The 23,541-nt window shown below is 47.9% G+C and carries 24 protein-coding genes; 9 read left to right on the top strand and 15 right to left on the bottom strand.

The window, feature by feature from the left end; genetic code table 11:
- The first annotated feature begins 44 nt into the window (after positions 1-44).
- The gene (locus tag ACQKD4_RS10830) at positions 45-572 is read left to right on the top strand and encodes a DUF2691 family protein (protein WP_427373337.1); all 528 of its coding nucleotides are present in this window, start codon (positions 45-47) and stop codon (positions 570-572) included.
- Positions 573-599: 27 nt separating this feature from the next.
- Complete coding sequence (locus ACQKD4_RS10825) at positions 600-1,142, top strand: histidine phosphatase family protein (RefSeq protein WP_427373336.1); 543 nt, start codon at positions 600-602, stop codon at positions 1,140-1,142.
- A 26-nt stretch (positions 1,143-1,168) separates the two neighbouring features.
- Here ACQKD4_RS10825 and ACQKD4_RS10820 read toward each other — a convergent pair whose 3' ends face one another.
- From ACQKD4_RS10820 to ACQKD4_RS10805, 4 genes are all read right to left on the bottom strand, one after another.
- Positions 1,169-2,032: a DegV family protein gene (locus ACQKD4_RS10820; protein ID WP_427373335.1), complete on the bottom strand. Its 864-nt coding sequence runs from the start codon at positions 2,030-2,032 to the stop codon at positions 1,169-1,171.
- A gap of 116 nt (positions 2,033-2,148) precedes the next feature.
- Positions 2,149-2,631, bottom strand: coding sequence for a methylated-DNA--[protein]-cysteine S-methyltransferase (locus ACQKD4_RS10815; protein ID WP_214696621.1), 483 nt, complete (start codon positions 2,629-2,631; stop codon positions 2,149-2,151).
- The gene (locus ACQKD4_RS10810) at positions 2,618-3,511 is read right to left on the bottom strand and encodes a DNA-3-methyladenine glycosylase family protein (protein WP_427373333.1); all 894 of its coding nucleotides are present in this window, start codon (positions 3,509-3,511) and stop codon (positions 2,618-2,620) included. Before ACQKD4_RS10810 ends, ACQKD4_RS10815 begins: the two co-directional genes overlap by 14 nt.
- Positions 3,508-4,056: a bifunctional transcriptional activator/DNA repair enzyme AdaA gene (locus ACQKD4_RS10805; RefSeq protein ID WP_337874328.1), complete on the bottom strand. Its 549-nt coding sequence runs from the start codon at positions 4,054-4,056 to the stop codon at positions 3,508-3,510. The genes ACQKD4_RS10810 and ACQKD4_RS10805 overlap by 4 nt, the downstream gene beginning before the upstream one ends.
- A 172-nt stretch (positions 4,057-4,228) precedes the next feature.
- Here ACQKD4_RS10805 and mprF point away from each other — a divergent pair, with 172 nt between their 5' ends.
- Positions 4,229-6,721, top strand: coding sequence for a bifunctional lysylphosphatidylglycerol flippase/synthetase MprF (gene mprF / locus ACQKD4_RS10800; RefSeq protein ID WP_427373332.1), 2,493 nt, complete (start codon positions 4,229-4,231; stop codon positions 6,719-6,721).
- Positions 6,722-6,768: 47 nt separating this feature from the next.
- On the opposite strand, the gene ACQKD4_RS10795 is transcribed toward mprF, so the two are convergent.
- The 5 genes from ACQKD4_RS10795 to ACQKD4_RS10775 all read right to left on the bottom strand — a co-directional run bounded on the left by ACQKD4_RS10795 (position 6,769) and on the right by ACQKD4_RS10775 (position 11,641).
- A complete protein-coding gene (locus tag ACQKD4_RS10795; protein ID WP_427373331.1) occupies positions 6,769-9,159 on the bottom strand; it encodes a carbohydrate binding domain-containing protein in 2,391 nt (796 codons plus the stop codon).
- 160 nt (positions 9,160-9,319) lie between these two features.
- Complete coding sequence (locus ACQKD4_RS10790; RefSeq protein ID WP_427373330.1) at positions 9,320-9,889, bottom strand: DUF1349 domain-containing protein; 570 nt, start codon at positions 9,887-9,889, stop codon at positions 9,320-9,322.
- Positions 9,864-10,406, bottom strand: coding sequence for an NUDIX hydrolase (locus tag ACQKD4_RS10785; protein WP_337874333.1), 543 nt, complete (start codon positions 10,404-10,406; stop codon positions 9,864-9,866). The genes ACQKD4_RS10790 and ACQKD4_RS10785 overlap by 26 nt, the downstream gene beginning before the upstream one ends.
- 13 nt (positions 10,407-10,419) lie before the next feature.
- Complete coding sequence (locus ACQKD4_RS10780; protein ID WP_427373329.1) at positions 10,420-10,914, bottom strand: LURP-one-related/scramblase family protein; 495 nt, start codon at positions 10,912-10,914, stop codon at positions 10,420-10,422.
- A 61-nt stretch (positions 10,915-10,975) separates the two neighbouring features.
- Positions 10,976-11,641, bottom strand: coding sequence for an HAD hydrolase-like protein (locus ACQKD4_RS10775; protein WP_427373328.1), 666 nt, complete (start codon positions 11,639-11,641; stop codon positions 10,976-10,978).
- Positions 11,642-11,787: 146 nt separating this feature from the next.
- Here ACQKD4_RS10775 and ACQKD4_RS10770 point away from each other — a divergent pair, with 146 nt between their 5' ends.
- Positions 11,788-12,237, top strand: a complete 450-nt coding sequence (locus ACQKD4_RS10770; protein WP_427373326.1) for a hypothetical protein — start codon at positions 11,788-11,790, stop codon at positions 12,235-12,237.
- A 55-nt stretch (positions 12,238-12,292) separates the two neighbouring features.
- On the opposite strand, the gene ACQKD4_RS10765 is transcribed toward ACQKD4_RS10770, so the two are convergent.
- From ACQKD4_RS10765 to ACQKD4_RS10755, 3 genes are all read right to left on the bottom strand, one after another.
- On the bottom strand, positions 12,293-13,663 hold the full coding sequence (locus tag ACQKD4_RS10765) for an alkaline phosphatase (protein ID WP_427373325.1): 1,371 nt from the start codon (positions 13,661-13,663) through the stop codon (positions 12,293-12,295).
- A gap of 136 nt (positions 13,664-13,799) precedes the next feature.
- On the bottom strand, positions 13,800-16,574 hold the full coding sequence (locus ACQKD4_RS10760; protein WP_427373324.1) for a glycoside hydrolase family 3 C-terminal domain-containing protein: 2,775 nt from the start codon (positions 16,572-16,574) through the stop codon (positions 13,800-13,802).
- A complete protein-coding gene (locus ACQKD4_RS10755; RefSeq protein WP_427373322.1) occupies positions 16,571-17,647 on the bottom strand; it encodes an alpha/beta hydrolase in 1,077 nt (358 codons plus the stop codon). The genes ACQKD4_RS10760 and ACQKD4_RS10755 overlap by 4 nt, the downstream gene beginning before the upstream one ends.
- 120 nt (positions 17,648-17,767) lie before the next feature.
- Here ACQKD4_RS10755 and ACQKD4_RS10750 point away from each other — a divergent pair, with 120 nt between their 5' ends.
- Entirely contained in the window at positions 17,768-18,139 is a 372-nt protein-coding gene (locus tag ACQKD4_RS10750; protein WP_214696593.1) for a hypothetical protein, read from the top strand.
- A gap of 109 nt (positions 18,140-18,248) precedes the next feature.
- Positions 18,249-19,694, top strand: coding sequence for a DEAD/DEAH box helicase (locus ACQKD4_RS10745; RefSeq protein ID WP_427373321.1), 1,446 nt, complete (start codon positions 18,249-18,251; stop codon positions 19,692-19,694).
- 198 nt (positions 19,695-19,892) lie between these two features.
- On the opposite strand, the gene ACQKD4_RS10740 is transcribed toward ACQKD4_RS10745, so the two are convergent.
- Together ACQKD4_RS10740 and ACQKD4_RS10735 are read right to left on the bottom strand one after the other, a co-directional pair.
- Positions 19,893-20,309, bottom strand: a complete 417-nt coding sequence (locus tag ACQKD4_RS10740) for a hypothetical protein (protein ID WP_427373320.1) — start codon at positions 20,307-20,309, stop codon at positions 19,893-19,895.
- 14 nt (positions 20,310-20,323) lie between these two features.
- Positions 20,324-21,517 (bottom strand): DUF4317 domain-containing protein, encoded by a 1,194-nt coding sequence (locus tag ACQKD4_RS10735; RefSeq protein ID WP_427373319.1) that lies wholly within the window; start codon positions 21,515-21,517, stop codon positions 20,324-20,326.
- 281 nt (positions 21,518-21,798) lie between these two features.
- Between ACQKD4_RS10735 and ACQKD4_RS10730 the strand changes: the two genes are divergently transcribed.
- Both ACQKD4_RS10730 and ACQKD4_RS10725 read left to right on the top strand, forming a co-directional pair.
- A complete protein-coding gene (locus ACQKD4_RS10730; protein ID WP_427373318.1) occupies positions 21,799-22,431 on the top strand; it encodes an HNH endonuclease family protein in 633 nt (210 codons plus the stop codon).
- 19 nt (positions 22,432-22,450) lie between these two features.
- A complete protein-coding gene (locus ACQKD4_RS10725) occupies positions 22,451-22,693 on the top strand; it encodes a hypothetical protein (protein ID WP_427373317.1) in 243 nt (80 codons plus the stop codon).
- A 19-nt stretch (positions 22,694-22,712) separates the two neighbouring features.
- On the opposite strand, the gene ACQKD4_RS10720 is transcribed toward ACQKD4_RS10725, so the two are convergent.
- Positions 22,713-23,207, bottom strand: a complete 495-nt coding sequence (locus tag ACQKD4_RS10720; protein ID WP_427373495.1) for a peptide-methionine (S)-S-oxide reductase — start codon at positions 23,205-23,207, stop codon at positions 22,713-22,715.
- Between the two features lie 72 nt (positions 23,208-23,279).
- On the opposite strand from ACQKD4_RS10720, the gene ACQKD4_RS10715 reads away from it, so the two are divergent.
- The gene (locus tag ACQKD4_RS10715) at positions 23,280-23,537 is read left to right on the top strand and encodes a hypothetical protein (protein WP_427373316.1); all 258 of its coding nucleotides are present in this window, start codon (positions 23,280-23,282) and stop codon (positions 23,535-23,537) included.
- Positions 23,538-23,541 lie beyond the last annotated feature (4 nt).

Below are 23,541 nucleotides of genomic sequence, written 5' to 3'. Positions count from 1 at the left end.
TATACCGATTATAACTCTTTTGTGATGAATGATAAGGGTTATGTATGATTTTTTGTGCTGAAACTTTTTATGAAATTGTCATGATTCTTCGGAACGAAGGAGGTGTTCTGTTGAGACGCGGTCTAAGTTTTACAATCCCCAATCAATACGGTCATTTTTTACAAGATATATTGACCCCTATCCCCCTTAATCAATATCAATGGAAAGTGATTGATGAGGAATCCTATATTGTGAAAGATGGACAACTTGACTGTTTGTTGTTTCCGAAGTCGACTGTCATCAATGGTCGACAACTCAATGAACGGATCACTCAACATGAACACTATTTAATTTTTGTTGATATCAAAGCGTTCCAACCCAATATTTCCTCGGAAATCATAACGTACGAAGATTTTTTACATAGCACGTGCGAGTTTGTGCTACTTGTAACGGACAGTCAGTACGTGACGATATACTGTAAAGACCAAGAGATGCTCAACTCCCTCTACGAAAATGCTTTTTTGCATGAATTCGAGGAGATTGAATACATCACAAGTCATAATGACTCGATGACACGCTTATCTTGCTGGTAATTGAGCATTTCAAAAAGGAGAATCCACATGTCCACACTCTGTCTGATTCGCCACTGCTCGGCCTCCGGTCAAGAACCTGATGCACCACTCACGGAAGCGGGTCACGAACAAGCACACTTGCTCCGTGATTTCTTTCGTGAAATCCCGATTGACCGGATACTCTCAAGCGACTACAACCGAGCGGTCGCTTCGGTCACACCTCTTGCCGAAGCCCACCAACTCCCAATCGAGCGTGAACCGTTACTGAGAGAGCGCATTTTGTCTCACGAACCGCTCGAAGACTGGCTGACACCGCTACGTCAGTCGTTCATCGACCCGACGTTCAAGTTGCCTGGTGCTGAATCTGGTGAGGAAGCGACTCAGCGAATCATGCAAGTGATCGAGCGTGTCCAGTCTCAACATGGCTCGATACTACTCGTGACTCACGGTAATCTGCTTTCGCTCCTCTTACAACGGCTTGATCCTAAATATGACTTTGAAACATGGCGTACGATGCGTAACCCAGACGTCTACCGCCTCGATTTTAACGACAGTACTCCCATCATCGAGCATCTTTGGCCACATAAATAAGCCGCCTCGACATGAGACGGCTTTTATTATTTCTCCACGAAGAACATCGAAATGGCTCCGAGACCAACGTGTGTCCCGACCGAGACCCCCATCTGCATGAGGTAAATCTCGCCTGTGAAATCTGTTTCGGTTTCAAGCTTCGCTTTTAAGTTCTCGGCAATCCGTTGATCGGATGTGTACCCGATGATTACGAAATTCGTGATGTCCGGATTCACGCGCTTCACGAACTCGTCCGTATAATGCTTCAACACTTTACGTGTGCCTCGCTCTTTGGCAACAATGGCACCTTTCCCGTTCTTCATGCTCATAATCGGTTTCACCATGAGTAGTTTTCCGATGATGGCACTCGCGTTCGAGATGCGCCCACTCTTGATCAAATGGTCCAAGTCATCAACGGACAAGAAATGCTTCACTTTCGTCTTATACGTCTCGTTGAAATCGACGAGCTCTTCGAACGTCGCACCGGCTTCACGCATCTGCGCGCTCTTGAGCAATAGCCAGCCGCTGCCGTGACTCATCGATCGGGAATCGACGACATGGATTTTCACTGTTGATTCGGGATGCGCCTCTTCGAAGTACTCTTTCCCGATGACCGCTGACTGATACGAGCCGCTCGTGCCACTCGACATGCAGATACATAGAATCTCTTCATGCCCGGCCGCGACCGCATCTTCCATCAACTTTAAAAATGTCGCCGGACTCGGCATCGCCGTCGTCGGGAATTCCGGGAGCGCTTCCAACATTCCGTAAAAATCATCCGGCTGGATATCCACCCGGTCCTGGTAAGACATATTGTTCATCGTAATGATCAACGGCGCGACCCCGATGTTGTACTGTTCAAGCACTGCATCTGATAAGTCACACGTTGAATCTGCTAGTAATTTAATCATACATTCCTCCAAAAACCTTCTCCAGTAGTGACGGGAATCATCCTATAACTTCGTCGATTCCGACGTCACGATAGGACCTCCTTTAGTGTAGCAGATTTGGAGGGGGAAATGTTTTTTTACTGGGTTTGATGTGCGACTTGTTTCTCGTGGTGTAAGAGCCATTCTTTTCGCCATAATCCACCGGCATACCCCGTCAATTTACCGTTCGATCCGATGACACGATGACAAGGCACGACAATACTCAGTTTGTTGCGTCCGTTCGTCGCCCCGACTGCCCGGACAGCCGCAGGTCGTTTCACACGTTCGGCGAGTTCACGATATGATGCCGTCTCCGCAAATGGAATTGTCTGTAACGTACTCCACACATCCCGCTGAAACGGCGTGCCCACTTGTTCAATAGGAAAGGTGAACGTCATCCTCTCCCCTCGAAAATAAGCATCGAGTTCTTCCTTACACTGTCGCAACACATCAGGTACATTCAGTACAGGTAATTGCGCCACTTCGCGTTCGACGAATAAGATCGACTGGATGACTTTCTCGGTTCCAACGATTTCGATCACGCCAACCGGCGTCTCCATGTCCAATTTATACGTCTCCATATAATGACCTCCATAAATAGAATGTCGCGTACCCTTCCCAACCTTTCCAGCGCTCCCCGTATCGTTTCACTTCTTCAATCGTCGGCTTTTTAGGCGCCCCTAACCGATGTTGAATCGCTTGATGCAATCCGACATCCGCGACCGGAAAGGCGGATGCGTCTTGAAAACACTTCATCAATACATAGTCCGCCGTCCATGCCCCAACACCTCGTATGGAAAGCAAGCGTTGACGAATATCAGATGAAGATTGCGACTGTAGCGCCGATTTTGATAACGTCCCACCTGTTATTTCCCGTGCAATATCAATAACATACTCCGCTTTCCTTCGACTAAACTGAAGCTCTCGTAACGCTTCCGGCTCAAGCAGGGCGACTCGTTCCGCACGTGGGAACGTCCAGTACGTTCTTCCCTCGACGACTCGTTGTTCACCATATCGTTCGACGAACCGCCGCTTGATTGTATAGGCGAAGGATAACGTGATTTGTTGCCCGATGATGGCCCATGTGAGTGCCTCGAACAAATTTGGGAAACCGATCATTCGTAACCCACGATGCGCTTCAATCAAAGGAGCCAGCAATTCATCCTCTGCCCCCATCGCCTCGAACGGTGTGAGGTCACGATCAAGGTCTAACCAGTCACGCACTTCACGTTCAATGTTTTCTGTTTCCGTATCCGAGACGTCATCGACCGGGAACAGGATACGAATGTGGTCTTGCTCTCCTTGGAGTTCCACTAATATGAGACGTTCCCCAATTCGCATCAGCTTTTGAACTACCCTGTCCGTTGTGACATGGAGCACTTCTTGTTCGGACCGACTTAAAAAGACGAGACATTCATGAAAATCAAACGGTTGTGGAACGTCTAGTAGCAGATTGTTCATATGCCTCCTCCTTTTCGATACATATTCGGTGTGCACCCTTTCACTTGACGGAAGACACGGTAAAAATTCGATGGCGTTTGAAACCCGACCTCATAGCAGACTGTCAGGTTGCTCATCGTGGTCGTTCGTAATAAATAAGCTGCCTTGTCGATGCGAAGTCGTTCCAATAGCTGCCTTGGCGTCTCTCCTGTCGCTTGGGTAAATGTTCGCTCCAAATGGAACGGGCTCAATTGGACATGTTCGGCAATCTGTTCGAGGCGAATCGGCTGTTTATAATGTTCCATCAAATACACGGTCACTTGTTGTACGAGCGCTCGGTGTGGGGCATGCTCGACTTCCGGCTGGCATCGCTTGCACGGTCGGAAGCCGTTCGTTTCTGCCTCTTGTCTTGTGATGTAAAAATCAACATTCTCTTTTTTCGGTTTGCGGGAACGGCACGAGGGTCGGCAATAGATTCCTGTCGTCTTCACGGCCGTATAAAATAACCCATCATACGTTGCGTCACAAGCGAGCACTTTCGCCCACTTTTCTTCAAATGTCAGCATGTCCACACCCCTCTCTTACTCTCACTGTAGCAAATATAAAATCAACTTTTCGTCCTCTTTCTTGCGCTTACAATCCCCTCTTTTGAAACGTTTTACAGATTTCAGTCGTATCCTATAGTACGATTTAGTTAGAAGACGCTGTCAGTCATATGACAGATAAGGAGAAAATCTCATGCGCACTCGTTTTTCATGGAAACAATTAAAATGGCTCGTCCCTATAGCGTTAATCGGACTGATTTTATTCCAGAGCGGACAAGAGTTGAAAGACCTCTCACTCGCGACCGCCTTCACGACGCTAAAGCAATTGACCGGATGGGAGCAGTTCACACTCATCCTATTTGGCGGATTCGCTGTCTTGACGATGACCGGCTACGATTACTTTTTGCTCCGCTCGTTACACATTCAATTACCGAAGCGAAAAGTCGTCCAAACGGCATGGATCACGAACTCGATGAACGGGATGCTCGGATTCGGTGGAGTGATCGGGATTGCCCTTCGTACTTCCCTGTACCGTCCTTACACAGATACGAAACGCCTACTCCGTGCCATCGGTTGGATGACACCGACACTCATCAGCGGTCTTTCTATCCTCTCCATCGGTGTGCTTCTCGGAATTTTTCCAGCAGGTGCACTCGTCGGGACGAAACCTTGGATTTGGCCGGTGTTGCTCGCGGTGAGTGCGATGCTCCCGTTTTACTTGTTCGTCACCTCACGCCGATCAAACGTCGGTTGGTCCACTTTGATCGGATACACGCTGACTTCACTTGCTGAATGGGTCACCGCAGGGCTCGTCGCCATCTACGCGTTATCGTTACTCGACGGGTCGGCCTCGTTCGTGCAACTCTTTGGAGTATTTATCGTCGCAACGGTCGTCGGTGTCGTCTCCCTCGTCCCAGGGGGCGCCGGAACGTTCGATTTACTATATCTTGTCGGGATGACACAATTGGGGATTCATCAAGACATTGTCCTCTCATCTTTGATCATCTACCGATTCGTCTATTTCGTCGTTCCTTTTTTGATTGGACTGTTTCTCGCGGCCATCGCGTTCGGGGACCAGGTCGTCAAACAAATCGAATATCGACCGATCATCGGATCTTCTTATGAGATTGGGACCGTCGTATGGCGTATCGTTTCTCGGACACTCGCGAAGATTGGGCGCTTGACCGGGAGTCTTATTGCCTTGATGAGCAGTCTATTGATTTGGTTCCAGACACTTCTCCCGAGCGTGACACCACTCTATGAAGTGAATCGTTGGTTCGAGTGGATTGGAACGCTCTTCTTATTGAGTGCCGGACTTCTCATGTTCCTGTCCGTATATGGCATGTATGTGCGGACAAAGCGAACGCTCTGGTTACTCAATACGGCATTCATCTGGGCGTCCATCGGGGTCATCGCTCGAGGCTTGAACTTATTCGAAACATTCGTCGTCATCGGTTTCGCAGCTTTCGTCTGGTTGACGCGAAAACGTCACGTTCGATACCGCTCGATTTTAACGACCGGTCGTCTCATTCGAAACCTGTTCTATGTCTTGCTGTATGTAGGCTCTCACGCCCTCTTGTTGCAATCTTTCGCAGGTACCGACGACTTGTTCTTCACATCGCATCAGGCTGGTTGGTTGACGGTGTTACTACTCCTCTTCACGTCGCTCGTAGCAAGTGCACTCCTGCTCTTGTTCGACCGCTGGAAGCGTCCGGCGCTTGGCGAAGCATACGATGAAGATCGAATCAGACAGTTTCAATCAACACAGCACACATCGAGTAGCTTTGACTTGGCCCATATGGCAGATAAGCGTTTCTATATGAACGAGACTGGAAACGCGTGTCTCTTATTTGCGACAGCGCGGAACCACGCAATTGTTCTTGGAGACATCCAAGGTGAACGACAGGCCGCAACTGAACTGTTAACGCGTTTCATTGAAGATGCGGACCGGATCGGGTATATTCCTTTATTTTATCAAATCACACCGAATTGGATGCCGCGCCTTCATGATGCCGGCTTCACGTTCTTCAAACTTGGGGAAGAGGCGACGATTGACGTATCGACCTTCACGTTGTCCGGCAAGAAGCGTGCAAATACGCGCTCCCTTTACAATCAATTTAAGAAGAAAGGAATTACGTTCGAGATTGTCTGTGAACCGAGCCTCCTGTTATTAGAGGAGTTAAAAGATATCTCAGACGAATGGATTGGGAATCGAAATGAGAAAGGATTTTCTCTCGGATTCTTCGACTACGAAACATTGAGACGTTATCCGATTGCTCTGTTACGAGATGCGGATGGTGTCGTCGTCGCCTTCATTTCGTTACTTCGAGGAAACGAGGCCATCTCAATCGATTTGATGCGTTCGAAAAATGAAGCGCCATCTGGAGCAATCGAAGTGTTGATCCTTCACATCATCGAATGGGCGCGTGCGCAAGGTTATGAACACGTCGGACTCGGCGTGGCACCACTTGCCGCCGTCGGTGAGCAGACGTTCTCCCATTGGCCAGAGCGCGTTGCCGCCGATATTTTTGAAAACATCAGCTACATCTATCCGTTCAGCGGATTAAGGCAGTTTAAACAAAAGTTCAAACCGTCATGGGAAGGGCGTTATCTCGCGTTCCGACAACGTCGTAAACTACTGCCATCAATCTTACGGACAGCGCGATTGATTAGTCGCAAACGTTAAAAAACAGGAATTTCTCACGAGGAGAAATTCCTGTTTTACGTATCATCTTATTTCAACGTCACACTCACGTTATCAATCGTGATGTCATGAGCACCGAGTGGTGACCCTTCCGTGCGTCCCATCAAGAACTTCAATCCTGTCATATCCGTCACCGGCATCGTCACTTCGAACGTGTACGTGTTCGTTTCCGGTGTGACCGAAACGACTTCGCTCAAATAGCGATAGTATCCGGCGTTCTCTAATGTCACTTCAAATGAACGAGCGATTGTAGAAGATGCATCGAATTGTACGACGTACGTTTGATCTTGTTGTAACTCAAGACCGCCTTGCTCCATGAGGACACTCCACGCCTCGTTCCCTTCTTGCGCAATCGAGATACGTGCTGCCTCATTCACCGCTTCGACGGCAGCCTGTGCGTCAAAGTGTACATAAGAGCCCCAGTGTGTGAGACCTTCTGTGAATGCTCCGTTTTTAAGTGGAGACGGGTCGATATAAACCGGCGTGACATCGCGCAATTCGACGTCGTCAATCTCAATCACGCCTTTTTCAGAACCGAGAATGAACTGAAGCTGACTCATGAGGTCCGTTCCGGCTTCCATCGTGAACGGAATTTCATACGTATCGAATGCTTCAGATAGAGCGACACGCTGGAGTGGGAGATAGGCATCTCCATTCGCTCCGTTCAACCCTACTTGAAGACCATCTACACGTTCTGCCCGTGCTTTGAAGCGGAGAACGTATTCATGTCCTTCTTGTAATTGAATGCCTTTTTGCACCAATGTGGCCGGTGCTCCTTTTTTCTTATTTGTTTCGAAACGGAAGAGACGCTCTACCGGATCCACTGTTCCTGTTCCTTTTGTGACGCCTGGGTCGAACGTCCAATACGTTATACGATCCATCGAACCTTGGTCGAACGTACCATTATATACATGGTTCCCGTCTCCAAGCATCGGTTTTGTCGCATTCGGATCGAACGCCTCACGAGGTGTCTGCTCGACACGGACATTCCCGATTTGGACACCAGACGTACTGAGTCCGACGTTGAACTCGAGACGTGCCGCAAGGTCAGTCTCTTCTGTCATATCGAATGTCATCGAGTACGTTTGGACGTCTGTCGTCAAATCGAAGGACCCTTCATCTGAATATTTCGCATAGCCTCGGTCTGGACCACCACCGACTTTAACGGCGATCGAACGCGCCGCGTCCGCTTTGGCGTCAAACGTCACTTTATAGTGCCCGCCTTGTCCGAGCGATACGTTTTGAATCAATTGATGCGAGTACGGCTGACTTCCTGCCTGATCAATCGAAATGTCGGCAAAACGTGATCCTGCCAAATCGATTACATCGACTGAACCGACACCACCAAAGTCAGGAAGCGCCACATAGTTCCAATACGTCGGGTTGAGCTCCTGTGCACCGTTCGTCACCGTTGTAATCGGTTCTGTATAGTCTTCATCATAGACGAGGTTCCCGTCTTCTAAAGGTTGCTTCGCCCCTTCTGGCAATACGACTTCTTCATCCGAATATGTCGGCTCGACAGCATCGCGATACTTCCCATTCTTCAAGTCAAAGACGCGGACGTAATCGACTTCCATCTCTGCCGGGAATGGTGTCGTCTCATCGACGTCCCCATCAAACCATCCACCGACCGCCAAGTTCATAATCAAATAGAAATTTTGGTCGAATGGCGCAGGGTAGCTATATTTCGATGCTTTGTTCGCTTCTTTCGCATACCAGTCATTTTGAGTCTGGTAGAGTTGACCATCTACATACCAACGAATCTCACCCGGCTCCCACTCGACCGCATATGTATGCCATTTGTCGATGCCGTCACCTTCTGCGAAGTGATAGTCTTTCCCCGTGTACTTGTTGTTCGGCCATGTTTCCCCGTAGTGAATCGTGCCAGCGACTTTGTCCGGCTGACTGCCCCATGACTCCATGATGTCGATCTCACCAGATGCGGCCCAACCACCGTAACGGTCCTCTTCCGGTAGCATCCAAAATGCTGGCCAGAGCCCTTTTCCTGTTGGAAGTTTCGCTCGCATCTCGTAACGACCGTATGTCTTACTGAACGTGCCCTTCGTCGTCAACTTCGCCGACGTGTAATCATATGTGCCGAATTGATCGGATGCTTGCTCTTTTTTTGCACGGATGACGAGCTTCCCATCTTTTATGAAAGCGTTTTCGTTCTTGTCCGTATAAAATTGCTTCTCGTTGTTTCCCCAACCGGCAGCGACCGGATTTCCGTCTTTGTCGACAATCCAGTTCCCCGTTTCAAAGTTCCATTTCGAATGATCGATTTCCGCCTTACTAAACTCATCTGACCAGACAAGTTTCCACTTGGCGTCGTCTGCTTTTGAGCTCTTTTCAGCAGGTACTTCTTGTGGCAATGACAAGACGAGACCTGTTCCAAGTGCGAGTGCAACCCATTTCTTCATCATGTGTCCTCCTTCAGGATAAGTGATGGCAATATATCAGTCCGTTCTTTTGAAAGCGATTTCCGAAAGCGCTTTCGTTAACGCTATTATAAAATTTTATCCATCCCAACTTCAACCACTTTTCGGAAGTGAAATCAAAATGACATAAAAAAGCACCGACTCATGTCGATGCTTCACGCAGTTCCCAATTTGAAAATGTCACGTCAAAACCTGTCGCATTCACATCCGGACTGCACGCATACGGCCCGATGCGTAACGTCGATACGTCATGAAGATGGGCAATGCGAAGCTGTTCACGCGTATCATCATCATACTCAACAAAAATTTCCACATCTCCATCTGTATACACGATTTCAAACGTCAATGGTTGATGAATCATCTCATTTGAAAAATCACGTGTCGACCAATCCGAATAGCCAAACGAGGTGACGACTGCGCCAAGATGGGACGGTCCGTCCGGAATGTACTCGACAGACGTCTTGATCCAATGGTCATCATTCACATATAAGACGATCCCGGCCTGGTCATATGTATGGCTCGGTTCCATTTGGATTGTCGCCCGACATGTAAATCGTTTGGCTTTGACGTCTGTTAGTCGTGCATGCGCCGTCATGCGGTTAAATCCGTAATGTGTATTTCGCCAAAAGTCCGTATCTGGCAAAGTGCGGAAAGTGAGCGGTTCAAATCCGTTCACACTTTTCGGTTCATTTATCCACTTGTACGTATGCATGACGATCAATCCCTCCCCATTGTCCTCGCATGGCAAACAGTAACGGTATCATCGGCGTATGATACGGTATGAATTCATGCTGTCGAATCATCTGGAGAATCGTCGCCTCATCCGCCCACTTCACAGCCTGCACTTCAGATTCTTGAAGCGTCAGCTCATTCAAATCCACTTCCGCTTCGACGAGGTAAATGTCATCAAATCCTTCGTCGAAGTTGATGGTCAAGTGCGGTCGTGTCTGAGATAGATCAAGCTTGAGCCCAATCTCTTCTTCGAGCTCCCGCATCGCGGCTTGTTGGCTCGTATCTCCTACCGTGGCACTTCCACCGACTGTGATATCCCACATATTAGCCCATCCATCCTTGAACGGTTGACGCTGTTGAATCAACATCTCGCCCTTCTCGTTAAAGATACACACGTGAATCACAAGGTGATACTCTCCTTCTGGCAAACGACTTCCCCGTTGCCATGTGCGACCGGTCTTTTCTCGGTCCACGTTATAGACGTCCCAAAATTCCATTAGATACTCCCCTTTATGTTGCTGCACTTGATGCCGCTGCTTGATCTGCTTTCGCACAATCGATGGCTACGACGATTGAGATGAGAAGGTGCTCCATCTCTGGTTCTTCGACACGAATCTCATAACTGTCACCCCATGAGAACCACTTCTTTTGAACACTTCCAATCGATTGTCCATTTTTCGTCACGTCAAAATCCATGTCCCACCAGTCCCCTTGGACATCGATTCCGGCCGCATCGATCGAATACTTCGGTTTAAAGAATGAAAACTCTTTTGAGATGGTCATCATATCCGTACCATCCACTTCTACAAAAAACTTCGGTAAAAAACTGAATGTCTTTTTCGTTATGGTTGTGACCGTTTGACCATTCACGTCTTTAATTTCAAACGACTTCGGAAACTTCATAAAGCTACCTTCGATGAAATATTGATCATGTCCGTCCGCATCTTTAATGGTGAAGCGGCCGCGTAGACTGAACACTTTTTGTTTCATGTAGAGCGTGTGCATAATGATCCCTCCGATTTGTTGTAGTACTTTACGTACGAACCCAAACTCGAAATCGATTCACTTATAGCGAAACCGTCTCCTTTAAAACGATGTCTAGCACTTCCGACAAGTGATTCACGACGTAATCCGCTTCTTTTAATTCTGCTTCTTGCGCAAAGTCAAAACGACAGCCGATTGAAGTAAGTCCGTTCGCTCGTGCAGCCATGATATCCGATAATCTGTCTCCGACTACGAAGCCATCCTGTAGTTCATACTTATTCACGATTTCAGCCACTAAATCCCCTTTATCCAACGTATCGATTTGCTGAATACTGTATGTTTCGGTAATCCAATGATTCAATTCATAGTGCGTTACAATCGCTTGTAAATAGGCAACCAAGCCATTGCTCGCAATGAAGACTGGATAACCCCTATGATTCAATTGTTCAAACAACTCGAGTACCCCGGTATATAATGCATCATTCCCGTTTTGAATGTTTTTGATGAGTCGTCTTAAGAAATAGGCATCTGCCGCTTCCCGAATCTCTACCGTTTGTTTCGACAGCAACGTCTCCCATACGACAGGTAATGGTACCCCCATGATGTTCCGGTATTCGTCAATCGGTGTCGATCCTGTCCATTCTCCATTTTGTCGTAAGTAATCAAACGTTTCATTGAGTGCCAACTCTAAAATCAAATCTGTTCGAAATAATGTTCCGTCCATATCAAAAATGACTGCGTGTTTCATTCGTTTCCCCCCTCGTTGGTTGAATCATTACTTGTCTGTCTATCATACGATTCTTTCTGTAAGTTCAGCTCATTCTTTCATACTTCTTATCGCTCGAGTAAGATGTTCTTAGTAGTAATCTTTCAAAATTGATGAGGTGAGCAATGATGTGTCATCAAATTTACATTGAGATTGATCTTGATTCATTAACATACTCTAATCAAATTATTGGTGAAATCAACTTTGTCATTGATACATATGATTATTTCCCGGGAGTCGGTTGGTCTGATTTCGTTGCTGTCCTATTAAAATGGTGGATTGATAGCTGTCGCGCAATTTTACACGCTCCACTTAAATCTGTTCATACGTTTCCATTTATGGATGGTCCCCTTTCGATATCAGCCAAAAAAATATCTTTGTCTGAACTCGAATTATCATTTATGAAAGATGGTCAAATGGATACAGAAATCGATATCGTTTCAATTGAAGAATTGAAAGTTGCTCTTATTAAAGCAACACGACAGTTCATCAATGCAGTAGACCGATTAGGGTGGGAAAACGAAGAGGTCGATGTATTGCGACATGCAATCAAATCTCTAGAAGCATATGAAAGATGATACGTTCAAAAAGACTACGCGGGAAATCCCACGTAGTCTTAGCGTATATTCTTACTTATTTGATTTTCCCTTTATTCTTCAACAAGTTGAAGATCCGTTTCGCCTGATCCGTGTTGTCGCTCATGCCAACGAATTTCTCTTGTTGTGGTCCGAACGCATATACTGGTACGTCGTCACCTGTGTGACCGTCCGTCGTCCAGCCCGTTCCCGAACGTTGATCAAAGATTTTTTCGATGGCGTTATCGATTTCTGTCACGTCATTCGTTTCAGCCGCTTTCTTCACAGAAGCAATCTCTTCAGACGTCAATTCCAAATCGATGTTCTCACGTAAGACGGCTTCCACGTCCGCTCCACCTTCGATTTCTTTTGCCATGAAGTCCGGTGTACGTTTCGCTGCTTGAATCGGTGTCGGATCCCAGTTGTAATTTCCGTCCGCTCCGATTGAAATACCGCCTGTCGAGTGATCTGCTGTTACGACGACCAACGTTTCCCCGTTCTCTTTAGCGAAATCACGAACGACCTCAAACGCTTGCTCAAAGTCTTTCATCTCACTCATCGCACCGACGACATCGTTATCATGTCCGGCCCAGTCGATTTGACTTCCTTCTACCATGAGGAAGAACCCATCATCGTTCCCTTTTAGGCGATCAAGAGCCGAAGTCGTCATGTCCGCAAGACTCGGTTGTTCCTCGTCACGGTCAATCATTTTATCCATGCCCACTTCCGCGAAAAGACCAAGCACTTGCTCGTTGTTGTCTTGCTTCATTTCTTCTGCAGACGTGACATAGCTGTAGCCGTCTTCTTGGAACTGCTTCGCAATATTTCGGTCCGAGCGTTCAAAGAATTTCGTTCCGCCTCCGAGCATGACGTCGACTTTGTGTTCGCCATTAATCAAATCATCATAGTAATCGTTAGCGATGGCATTTTCACTCTTACGTTGCTCTTCGTGCGCGCCATAAGATGCCGGTGTCGCATGCGTGATCTCCGACGTCGCGACAAGTCCTGTCGACATCCCGTTCTCTTTCGCTTGTTCAAGTACCGTTTTCACGTCTGTTTTGTCGTTATCCACAGCGATCGCGTTGTTGTATGTCTTCACACCAGAACTCATCGCTGTCGCTGCTGCCGCCGAGTCTGTTACGTTTTCTTCTTCGTCCTCAGGATATGTCGATTGCATCCCCACCAAATGTGAATCGAACGCAGTCGGTTCCATTTCTACCGTCTCTTCATTGTCATTCATGTAACGAAGTGCCGTCATATACGGTACGCCCATCCCGTCCCCGATCATAAAAATGACGTTTTTCGCCTTATGATTCTTTGAATCCTTTGCTGCTTCTGCTTCGTTTTGTTGCTGAACGCCAACGATGCCCCCGAGTGCAAGCGTCGAAACGACTGCGAGTGGAACGAACTTTTTCATTGTCTTTTTCATCTGTAAACCCTCCCGAATGTTTGCTACTTCTGTAGCCTAACGGACTTTTGTAAAGATACATTTTCAGAATGAATACAGATGTGTATGCTTTTTGTAAATCGAAAAAGGACGCCTCATTGAGACGTCCTTGCATCCATTATCCGTTCTTCATACTGAATTCATCTGCCAGAGTGAAAGACACGTCCTTCACTTCTAGTCCGCTCAATGCGAAATAGAGCTGGAGATAATTATGCTGGTTCAAGAAGAAGACCTGCTTCGTCTGCGTCACCCATTCTCCGTCCGTCCCGTTAAACGTGAACGTCGCACCCGGAATATTGTTCGCAAACAACGTCACCGGCATCTGCGCCAACTCCCCAGCGTTCGAACGGGCCGTCAACGTGATGTCATACGTCCCGGTTTGGTCGACCGAGATGGCGAAGACGTGCGTGCTTCCGGTCGATGTGTCGATTCCTGACAAATCGACGTGTTCCCCGTTTTCGAGATGCTGATAGTCCAACTCGAAAGCGTCTTGTTGATTCGTCTCATCTTCAAAACCGAGCACCTCGACCGAACCGTCATGAATTCCGAGAAGACGCTCCATCGCCGGTGATTTCAAGATGAATGAACAAATGTTGCGTGCGCTCCGCAACAATTCGCCTCGTGTGACCTCTCCTTCTTCGAGCGATGCCATCGTATTGTCCTCGAACGAGTTGAGGTCCGGACGGTCGACGACCATATACAAGTCATTTTGCGAGCGGACCATCGCCGCTGTGTTTTGACGGTTGGCCGACTCGTCCTCACGGAAGTTCACTTTTGCCCACCAGTCCGTCATGACGATGCCTTCAAAGCCCCACTCGTCACGTAAGATACGCGTGTTTTGATCGTATAATCCGGCCGTCCAAATCCCGTTGACCGCACCATATGTCGTCATGATTGACGATGCGCGTCCTTCTTTCACGGCCATCTCGAACCCTTTCAAATAAATCTCGCGTAACGCCCGTTCCGAGACGACCGAATCGATATCGTGACGATGCGCCTCCTGGTTGTTGGCGCTGAAGTGCTTGAGCGTTCCTGTCACACCGACACGATGCATCCCGTTCAATTGAGCGACCGCCATCTTCCCGGTCAAATGCGGGTCTTCCGAGAAGTATTCAAAGTTCCGACCGTTCAACGGGTTGCGATGAATGTTCATCCCTGGTCCGAGCAACGTGTCGACCCGGTTTTTCCGCATCTCGAGCCCTGTCATCTCGAACAAGTCTTCAACGAGGTCAACGTTGAACGTAGAAGCCAGGAGTGTGCCGTTCGGAAGCGCGAACGCCTTCGTCCCGATATCCATGCGAATGCCTGATGGACCATCGGCACAACACGCAGCTGGAATCTCAAGCTCGTTCAATCGATCGGACACACCACCGAACGCCGCTGCCGTCCCCGGCGTGACACGCGGTGAGTTCATCCCTTGTCCGCGAACGATTGTCGCCAAATTCTCATCTGTCAATTGATCTAAGAATGTGTCAAGTGACGCCTTTCCATGATACACATCGCTCAATTTGATACCTTGGTCACCCGTGAACACTCTCGTCTCAGGGCGTTCTTCCAAATAACGTGTCTCGACGTCAACGGCGCGAAGCGGTGTTGATTCGTAACCTACTTCCCATCCTTTTTCGCTCTGAATCGGCTTCATCCGTTCGAACGGAAGGACAGGTGCCATATTTTCGCTTAACGTCTCGAGGATGCGTTGCTCCTGCTGCTCGACTTCGAAAGCGAGTGTAGCCGAACGCACATCCGTTCCGACATATAAGCGATATGTTCCTGATTCGAGAACGAAGCTCGATTCATGACCCGTCACGCCAGAGTCGTCGTAGCTCGCAAAATCAGTCATGCGGACGTTAAACGAAAGAGCTTGTCGCTCACCCGGTTCAAGAAGCAATGTTTTCTCAAACGCAACTAAAGACCGGAGCGGATTTCCGAGTTTTCCTTGCGGCTTCTCGATGTAGAGTTGGACGACTTCTTTCCCGTCACACTCACCCGTGTTCGTCACTTCCACCTCAACCGTTAAAACGCCATCGACTTCTGCCGTACGCTTCACTTCAGTATGGAATGTCGTATAAGACAATCCAAATCCGAACGGATACAAGACGTCATCTTTCGCGAACGTTTCAAAGTAGCGGTAACCGACATAGATATCTTCCTGATAAATCCCTTTATCCGCGTGACCAAAGTTCTTTGTCGACGGATAATCCTCGATGGATCGGGCAATCGTATCCGTCAGTTTCCCGGAAGGACTCACGTCTCCGACAAGCACGTCGACGAGTCCTTTTCCTCCTTCCATCCCTCCTTGCCATGCATAGAGGATGGCACTCGGCTCATTCGCCCACTTCATGTCGATGATGTTCCCAACGTTCAACACGACGACCGTCTTGTTGAAGCGCTTCGTCACGCGCTCGATCATCGCGTGTTCGATATCCGTCAATAAGTAACTGCCCGGGTCAGCCGTGTTGTCACGGTCTTCCCCTGCCGTACGACCTATCATGATGAGGGCAACATCTGACTCCTGCGCAGCTTGGTCGACGAGTTCATCCGATACGTCCATCTCCTGTTGCGACCACGGTTCACCTGCCCAACCGACACCCTGGTCGAACGGGTTCTCTTTCACCCACTCTTCATACGTTGCATAAAGCGATTCATTGATGTGAATGTCGGTACGTTCACGTAGTGCCTCGAGCGGCGTCGTGACGTGCCCGACGTTCACCATCCCGCCTGAGCCCGTACCGCTCTTATAGTAATGGAACTGGCTACGACCAAATACGGCGAGCTTCGCTTCAGACTGTAACGGGAGGGTTTTTTGTTCGTTTTTGACTAACACGATCCCTTCCGCGACCGCTTGACGTGCCAATTCCTCATAACGTTTCCAATCCAATGTATACTGTTTCATTTCGTCAGCTCCTTAAGTCCTTTTGCGATTTCATTCATACAATCTTCTGCCTGTGGGTAGTCTCCTAATTTGTCCATAAAGGCATGATCCATACCCCGATATTGAATCAGTCGAGTCGGAATACCAGCTTCTGAAAGTTTTCGGGCATATGCCTCCCCTTCAAGTTGTAAGTAATCGTACTCGGCTGTCACAATCAAGGCTGGCGGTAAAGTCGTGACGTCCTCTGCCAAAAGTGGTGAGACGAGTGGATGCGTGACATCCGTCTTCCCTTGAAGATAGAGGTCATTTAGTAGCGAATCTGGATCTGCAAGAGCGAGTACGACACCTCGAATCAGGTCGTGATTGTGTGAGATATCGTACGCATCGAGTGTCCATTCAAAATCATCTGTCGGAATCGATCCCAGATTGACGACGGGATAGACGAGTGCTTGATAACAAATGCGCCCCTCCCCTCGTTCTTTCTCCATCAGACAACAAGCGGTCGCCAAATTCCCTCCGGCACTGTCTCCGGCGACGGCGATTTGGTCTTGGAGAATGTTCAACTCACCCGCATGGTCATACACCCATTCAAAGGCTCGGTAACAATCGTTCAATCCAGCCGGGAACGGATGCTCCGGGGCGAGACGATAATCGACGGAGATGACGACCGCGTTCGCCCGTTCCGAAAGCAATTTACAAGGATTCTCGACCGTATCGACCGTTCCTCCAAAGAACCCGCCACCATGGAAGAAGAGGATAGCTGGGATGGCTTCAGTATGATGCGGGCGATACAAGCGGACCGTGATATCCCCGTCTTTACTTGGAATCTTTACATATTCGGTTTTGATGTCAGTCGTTGTCCGATCCCGGTTCGGCCAACCCATGCTGGCGCGTGCCGCCTCGAGGTCAAATGCTGTATCCGGTTCATCGTGTGAAGAATGATTTGCGGTCAGCGTTTCGAACACGCGTGGGTCGAGATCGCCAGTGCGGTCTGAATCCGGTATGGGTTTGATGATGGTTTCGAGATGGTTCGCGTGCGTTCGATATTGGCTTTGTTGAAGGTGTTGGATGAGATATTTATCATCGGATTCCATTATGTAAGCCCCTTTCTTTCAACATTTCTGAACCTGATAAAATATTGTTATTGGATAAAGTTGTACATCGGCTCATCGCATGATACGTTGTTGGAACAGATCACTAAAGGAGTGTTATTGATGTATAACTGCGTCAGCTGCAATAAATCATTGAACGAACATGAAGTCATCCATACAGATGAACTCGGTCATTTCGGTGATCCAATCAAGCATTATTGCGATGCTTGTTTCATTGAGGGAGCAAAAATCGGTTTTCACAAGATGGAGATTGGTTGTTGCACAGCATGCCAACAACCGTTAGTTTTACAATTTGATCAGGAAGAAACCGCTAGCCTGGCTCGTGAAGATGGAACAGTTCATTACATATGCCCTCAAATGCTAGAAGCGTATCAACAACAAAATGAAGAGCTGATCGAACAGTTAGAAGATGTTCATGACCAGTTTATTTTTTATGTGATTCAACCCGACCCGACGTTGCCTGACTTCGGATAATGGATTCTCATTCGCTTTCCTACCGTCTTTCGGTCTATAATGGACTGTATTGCAAATAGACATTGAAATTTTCTGAAGCAGAAGTTTTCACGAAAGAATGAGGTTACCCATGAACAAACAGCAATTTACGGATTATCGCCTGAGCGACGAGATTACTCGTGCGTTAGGCATTATGAAATACGAATCACCGACCGAAGTACAACAACAGGTCATCCCACGTGCGCTCGAGCGCGAAGACTTGATCGTCAAAGCACAGACGGGAAGCGGAAAGACAGCTGCTTTCGGGATTCCGGTCATCGAGCTCATCGACTGGGCCGAAAACAAACCGCAAGTGCTCGTCTTGACGCCGACACGCGAACTCGCCGTTCAAGTTCGAGAAGACATGACGAACATCGGACGTTTCAAACGAATCAAAGCAACTGCCGTCTACGGGAAAGAACCGTTCTCGAAACAGCGTGAAGAATTGAAACAAAAGACACATATCGTCGTTGGTACACCTGGTCGCGTCATGGACCACATCGAGCGCGAGACGCTCTCACTCGACCGCATCGAATACTTGATCATCGATGAAGCGGACGAGATGCTCAATCGCGGCTTCCTCGCCGACGTCGAGAAAATCCTTCAACAGTTGCCGAAAAATCGCGTCACAATGGTCTTCTCAGCAACATTCCCACAAGATATCGAACGTCTCTGCCAGAAGCATATGAATGCTCCGGCACGTGTCGCTATCGAATCAACAGGTATGACCGCTTCGACAATCGAACACCGTTTACTTCCCGTTCATCGGAATGAGAAACTTGCTGTTCTTCAAGACATCACGGTCGTCGAGAACCCGGACAGCTGTATGATTTTCTGTCGGACGAAAGAGAATGTCGATACGGTGTACGCTGAGCTCGACAAAGCCGGTTACTCGGCTGAACGTCTCCACGGCGGACTCGAGCAAGAGGACCGTTTCGCCGTCATGAACGGCTTCAAGATGGGTAACTTCCGCTACCTCGTGGCGACAGACGTCGCAGCACGTGGAATCGATGTCGACAACGTCGAACTCGTCATCAACTATGACGTTCCTGTCGAAAAGGAAAGTTACGTGCACCGTACGGGTCGTACCGGACGTGCCGGTAAACAAGGAACAGCCATCACACTCATGACCCGTCAGGAAGAACGTCTCATCGGAGCTATCGAATCATACGTTCAATTCGAAATTCCCATGATCGATGCTCCGACAGAAGCGGAAGTAGCAGCTAACCAAGATGCCTTTGAGCAAAAATTAAGTAGCCGACGCGTCGTTCGCAATAACAAGACAGCTCGCATCAACCAGGACATCATGAAGCTCCACTTCAGTGGCGGGAAGAAGAAAAAACTTCGCGCTGTCGATTTCGTCGGAACGATTGCCAAAATCCCTGGCGTATCCGCTGACGACATCGGCATCATTACAATCAATGATCAGATGACGTACGTTGATATCCTCAACGGAAAAGGTTCGATTGTCCTTCAAGCGATGGAGACGACGCCTGTCAAAGGGAAGAAATTAAAAGTAAGCAAAGCACGTAAATAATGCAGATTCAGCCTCAAAGATGATATTCGTCTTTGGGGTTTTTTATTACCTCGCAATAACCGAAAGCGCTTTCGATGAACATTAAAAAAATATGGGCTTCGGAAAACGTTTTCACCTGCATCATACCTGTATCAAATCTCAAATTCAACCTTCCTCACTCGATTGTCAAAAAAAGAGCCCAAGAGTTGTGTCTTGGACTCATTGCTGGAATCGAAAATCTTGAACATCCCCTGTGTATCCCGAGATAGCCACATGTTTTTTCTCATCGACTCGATAATTGTATTCTGTGTTTGGTTCATTTGTAAATGTGACGTAGATGGTATACGGATTCGTATGTTCGAAACCATCCGTTCGAAATGGTATTGTTTTTATGCTGTATGTTTCGTCCGGATACTGCTCAGCGAGATACTTCTCAACAAGTTTCCTGTTTTCTGCCACCCGCTCTGCGATCAGGACAGGACGTGAAAGATAGAACGTAGCATACGTCATCATAAACAGTAATGTAATACTAATCATCCCGATTCTCCATTTTCCATGCAATACGAAAGCGAGTAACAGCGAGATCGCAAGCAAGACAAAAACAACAAGATATTCAATCAACTCGAGCGGATGCATCGATTTTCCTCCAGTCAGTCTAGCGACTCTTCAGAGATGAGTTTGAAGCCTTCAATCTCCGTCTCTTCTTCCACTTCAATCAACAAGCATGGTTTTCCTTTATAGTTCACTTGCTTCACGTATTTCAAATCTTGTGGACTGACGGAAATGTTGGCGACTTTCGTATTGATTTTAATCGATTTTGACGTATATTTCGGAACGACGCTCGTCGCTTTCATCTCATATTTCGTGTCATCCACGACTTGTTTGAACGCCTGCTCGACTTTTTCTGTCGTCACGTCTTCAACACCGCTCGCCCGAAGGACGACCTCGACCGCACGGGAGTCGAGCATCGCTACCCTCTCTTCTTCCTGTTCGTTCTCTTCTTCGGCGACAATGATTTGATTGATCTCGTCATAAACGGTCGCGAGCGTCCGGGAATTGACTTCTTCTCCGATAACCGCTTTGACCACTTCTTCGAAGACCGCCTTCTCTTCCACTGCCGTAACGATTTCCGAACCGTTCAGCACGTTCTCAATGAACGTCATATCCGGTTGGTGCGCTTTATATGCCGAATAGAGGACGTGGTTCACATCGGCCGCATTATCCGTGAAACACGGGAATAAGAATCCACCGATTGGCGCCTCGAGTTTGATGATTGGATTCACAATCAAACTCGCTTTGAATTCACGCTCGACGAAGTCAAAGACAAGTGACTTTTTCGGAAGTTCTGTTGGGCTGATACTGCCAAGAATGAACTTCGTCGTATACACTTCATCATTCGCGTGAATCTCAGACTCTTCCGAATATCGGTTCGTCGGCTTATTATAATTCCCCCGGATGAACGTCACGACCATGTCTTTTTCAAATGGCGTGTCTTTCACCATCTTCAAGGCGATGCGCTGCATATAGTCCGTCCATACGTCAGTCTCTTCCGTACGAAGTCCTTCATAGAGCAATCCTTGCGTATGGTCGACTTGACCTTCCTCCGGATATTGGAACTTCACTTCGAATAACTTTTCATCAAGTTTCCCACCGAGCACTTTTTTGAAGTTCGTCAAAAACAGTTCCTGCTGTTCTTCTTCAAGGAACGGGAACGGACGCAACTCTTCGTAGTAAATCTCATTCGTTTCCTGCCGGATGTAAATCGTATATAAGTCAGCAATCTTCAGCTTCGTTGCATTCACTTTAAACTGTCGGCGAATCGCGGCAATCTCTTTCTTGTTCATTCCATCCACCTCTTCTTTTCTCTCAATCCATGTCATTCATTATACCAGTCCTGATCGCTCACTAGTTCCAAAGAAATAACACGAGATCGCTCGCTAATGCTAGAGAAGGATTTGCGATAGTCTTTCTAATCATTTTGCAGATTTTCACACTTTTTCAAAATCGTCCTGTGTATGATCAAGTTGAATTTATTGTGTGATGTTTGTCTCACTTTTTGGTTGATGAAAGGTTGCCCACTTGCTTCGACAAGTGTTCATTCCAAATACATAGTAGGAGGCTTTTTATGTTGAAGAAACTCATGTCTGTCGCACTCGTCACATTGCTTGTTTGGGTGGCCGCGTCATTTGACGCCACACCGGTATCTGCTTTCCCGCCGAATATCCCATCGAAAGCGGATGCGCTCACGAAACTGAATGCCCTCACGGTCAAAAATGAAGGGTCGATGACAGGATACAGTCGAGACCTCTTCCCGCACTGGTCGAGTCAAGGAAGTGGTTGTAACACGCGTCACATCGTCTTGAAACGGGACGCTGACTCGGTCGTCGACGAATGTCCGGTAACGACCGGCTCATGGTACAGTTACTATGACGGTTTGACGTTCACGTCGGCATCTGACATTGATATCGACCACGTCGTTCCGCTCGCTGAAGCGTGGCGCTCTGGCGCAAACAGCTGGACGACAACCAAACGTCAAAGCTTTGCGAACGACTTGAACGGTCCTCAATTGATTGCGGTGTCCGCTTCATCGAACCGCTCTAAAGGAGACCAAGACCCGTCGACATGGCAACCCCCTCGTACCGGGGCACGCTGTGCATATGCGAAGATGTGGGTTGAGACGAAGAGCCGTTGGGGCTTGAGCCTTCAATCAGCAGAGAAGTCAGCACTCACGACAGCCATCAATGCTTGTATTTATTAAGTTAGAAAAGGAGTCATTCATGAACAAACTTACTTCTACCTTTAAAGCAACCCACGGCGTCATGACGGAAGAAGTCGGTGTCATCAGTGGCGATTTGGAATTGACGACGGCGTGTCAGGAAGATGGTTCCTTGGCACTCCACATCACGTACGTCGGAGCGAAAGATGTATACACGCTCCCCGGGAGTCCATATCAGCTGCATGACCCGAACGACCATGACGTCGTTCATCAATTGCTCGTGAACATTCTCGAGCGGACGTAAAAACATCGCCAACTCCGAATCAAGGGGTTGGCGATGTTTCGTCTTTCCGATATTTTATTAACAAGTCTTTCGGGATGTGACAATAATCATCCGGACAACGCGTCAGGCGATCCTGGTGTTCGTCCGCACTTCGCACATAGTTCGTGAGCGGTTTGACTTCAACAGCGATTCGTTCCGCATCCGAGCGTCGATCAATAAACGCTTGCGCCTCCATCAAATGTCGTGACTTCTCGCTGTAGATGCCAGTTCGATACTTCTCCCCGACATCCATCCCTTGTTGGTTAACACTGTATGGATCAATGATTTCGAACAAGTAATGCATCAAATCCTCGATCATCACTACGTTCGGATTGAACGTTGTTTTGACACACTCCGCGTAACCGTCATACTCTCCGTCTAACGTATCGGTCGTCCCGTTCGCGCGTCCTGCTTCAGTTGAAAGGACGCCAGGTAATGTCCTCACAAATTCTTGAACGCCCCACAGGCATCCGCCCGCTAAATAGATTGTTTCGATGTGAATCACTCCCCGTCTATTTGAATCTTTTCTAAAGCATACACGTAATGATAAGAGAAGGGAGAGATTTGATTGAATAAACAACGTTTTCTCACCACATTGACCAGCTCCATCATCCTCTTTTTTGCCATGATCTTTATTTTTCGTAACGACTATTCTCTATTCGCTGAAATGGCGATCATCTTTATAGCGGTCGTCATTGGCCAAACAATCCTTGAACGATTATTTCGACGCTTTGCGGAGCAACGGGTATCGAATCAGACGGTATTCGTCTCGTTCCTGTCGATGCTAGTGATACTATGGACATTCGCAGGCATTCTTTTTGATTGAATAC

The organism is Exiguobacterium sp. NPDC077395 (assembly GCF_050269125.1).
In the GTDB taxonomy this organism is placed as follows: Bacteria; Bacillota; Bacilli; order Exiguobacteriales; family Exiguobacteriaceae; genus Exiguobacterium; species Exiguobacterium aestuarii_A.
This window is presented reverse-complemented; position numbering and strand designations above follow the sequence as displayed.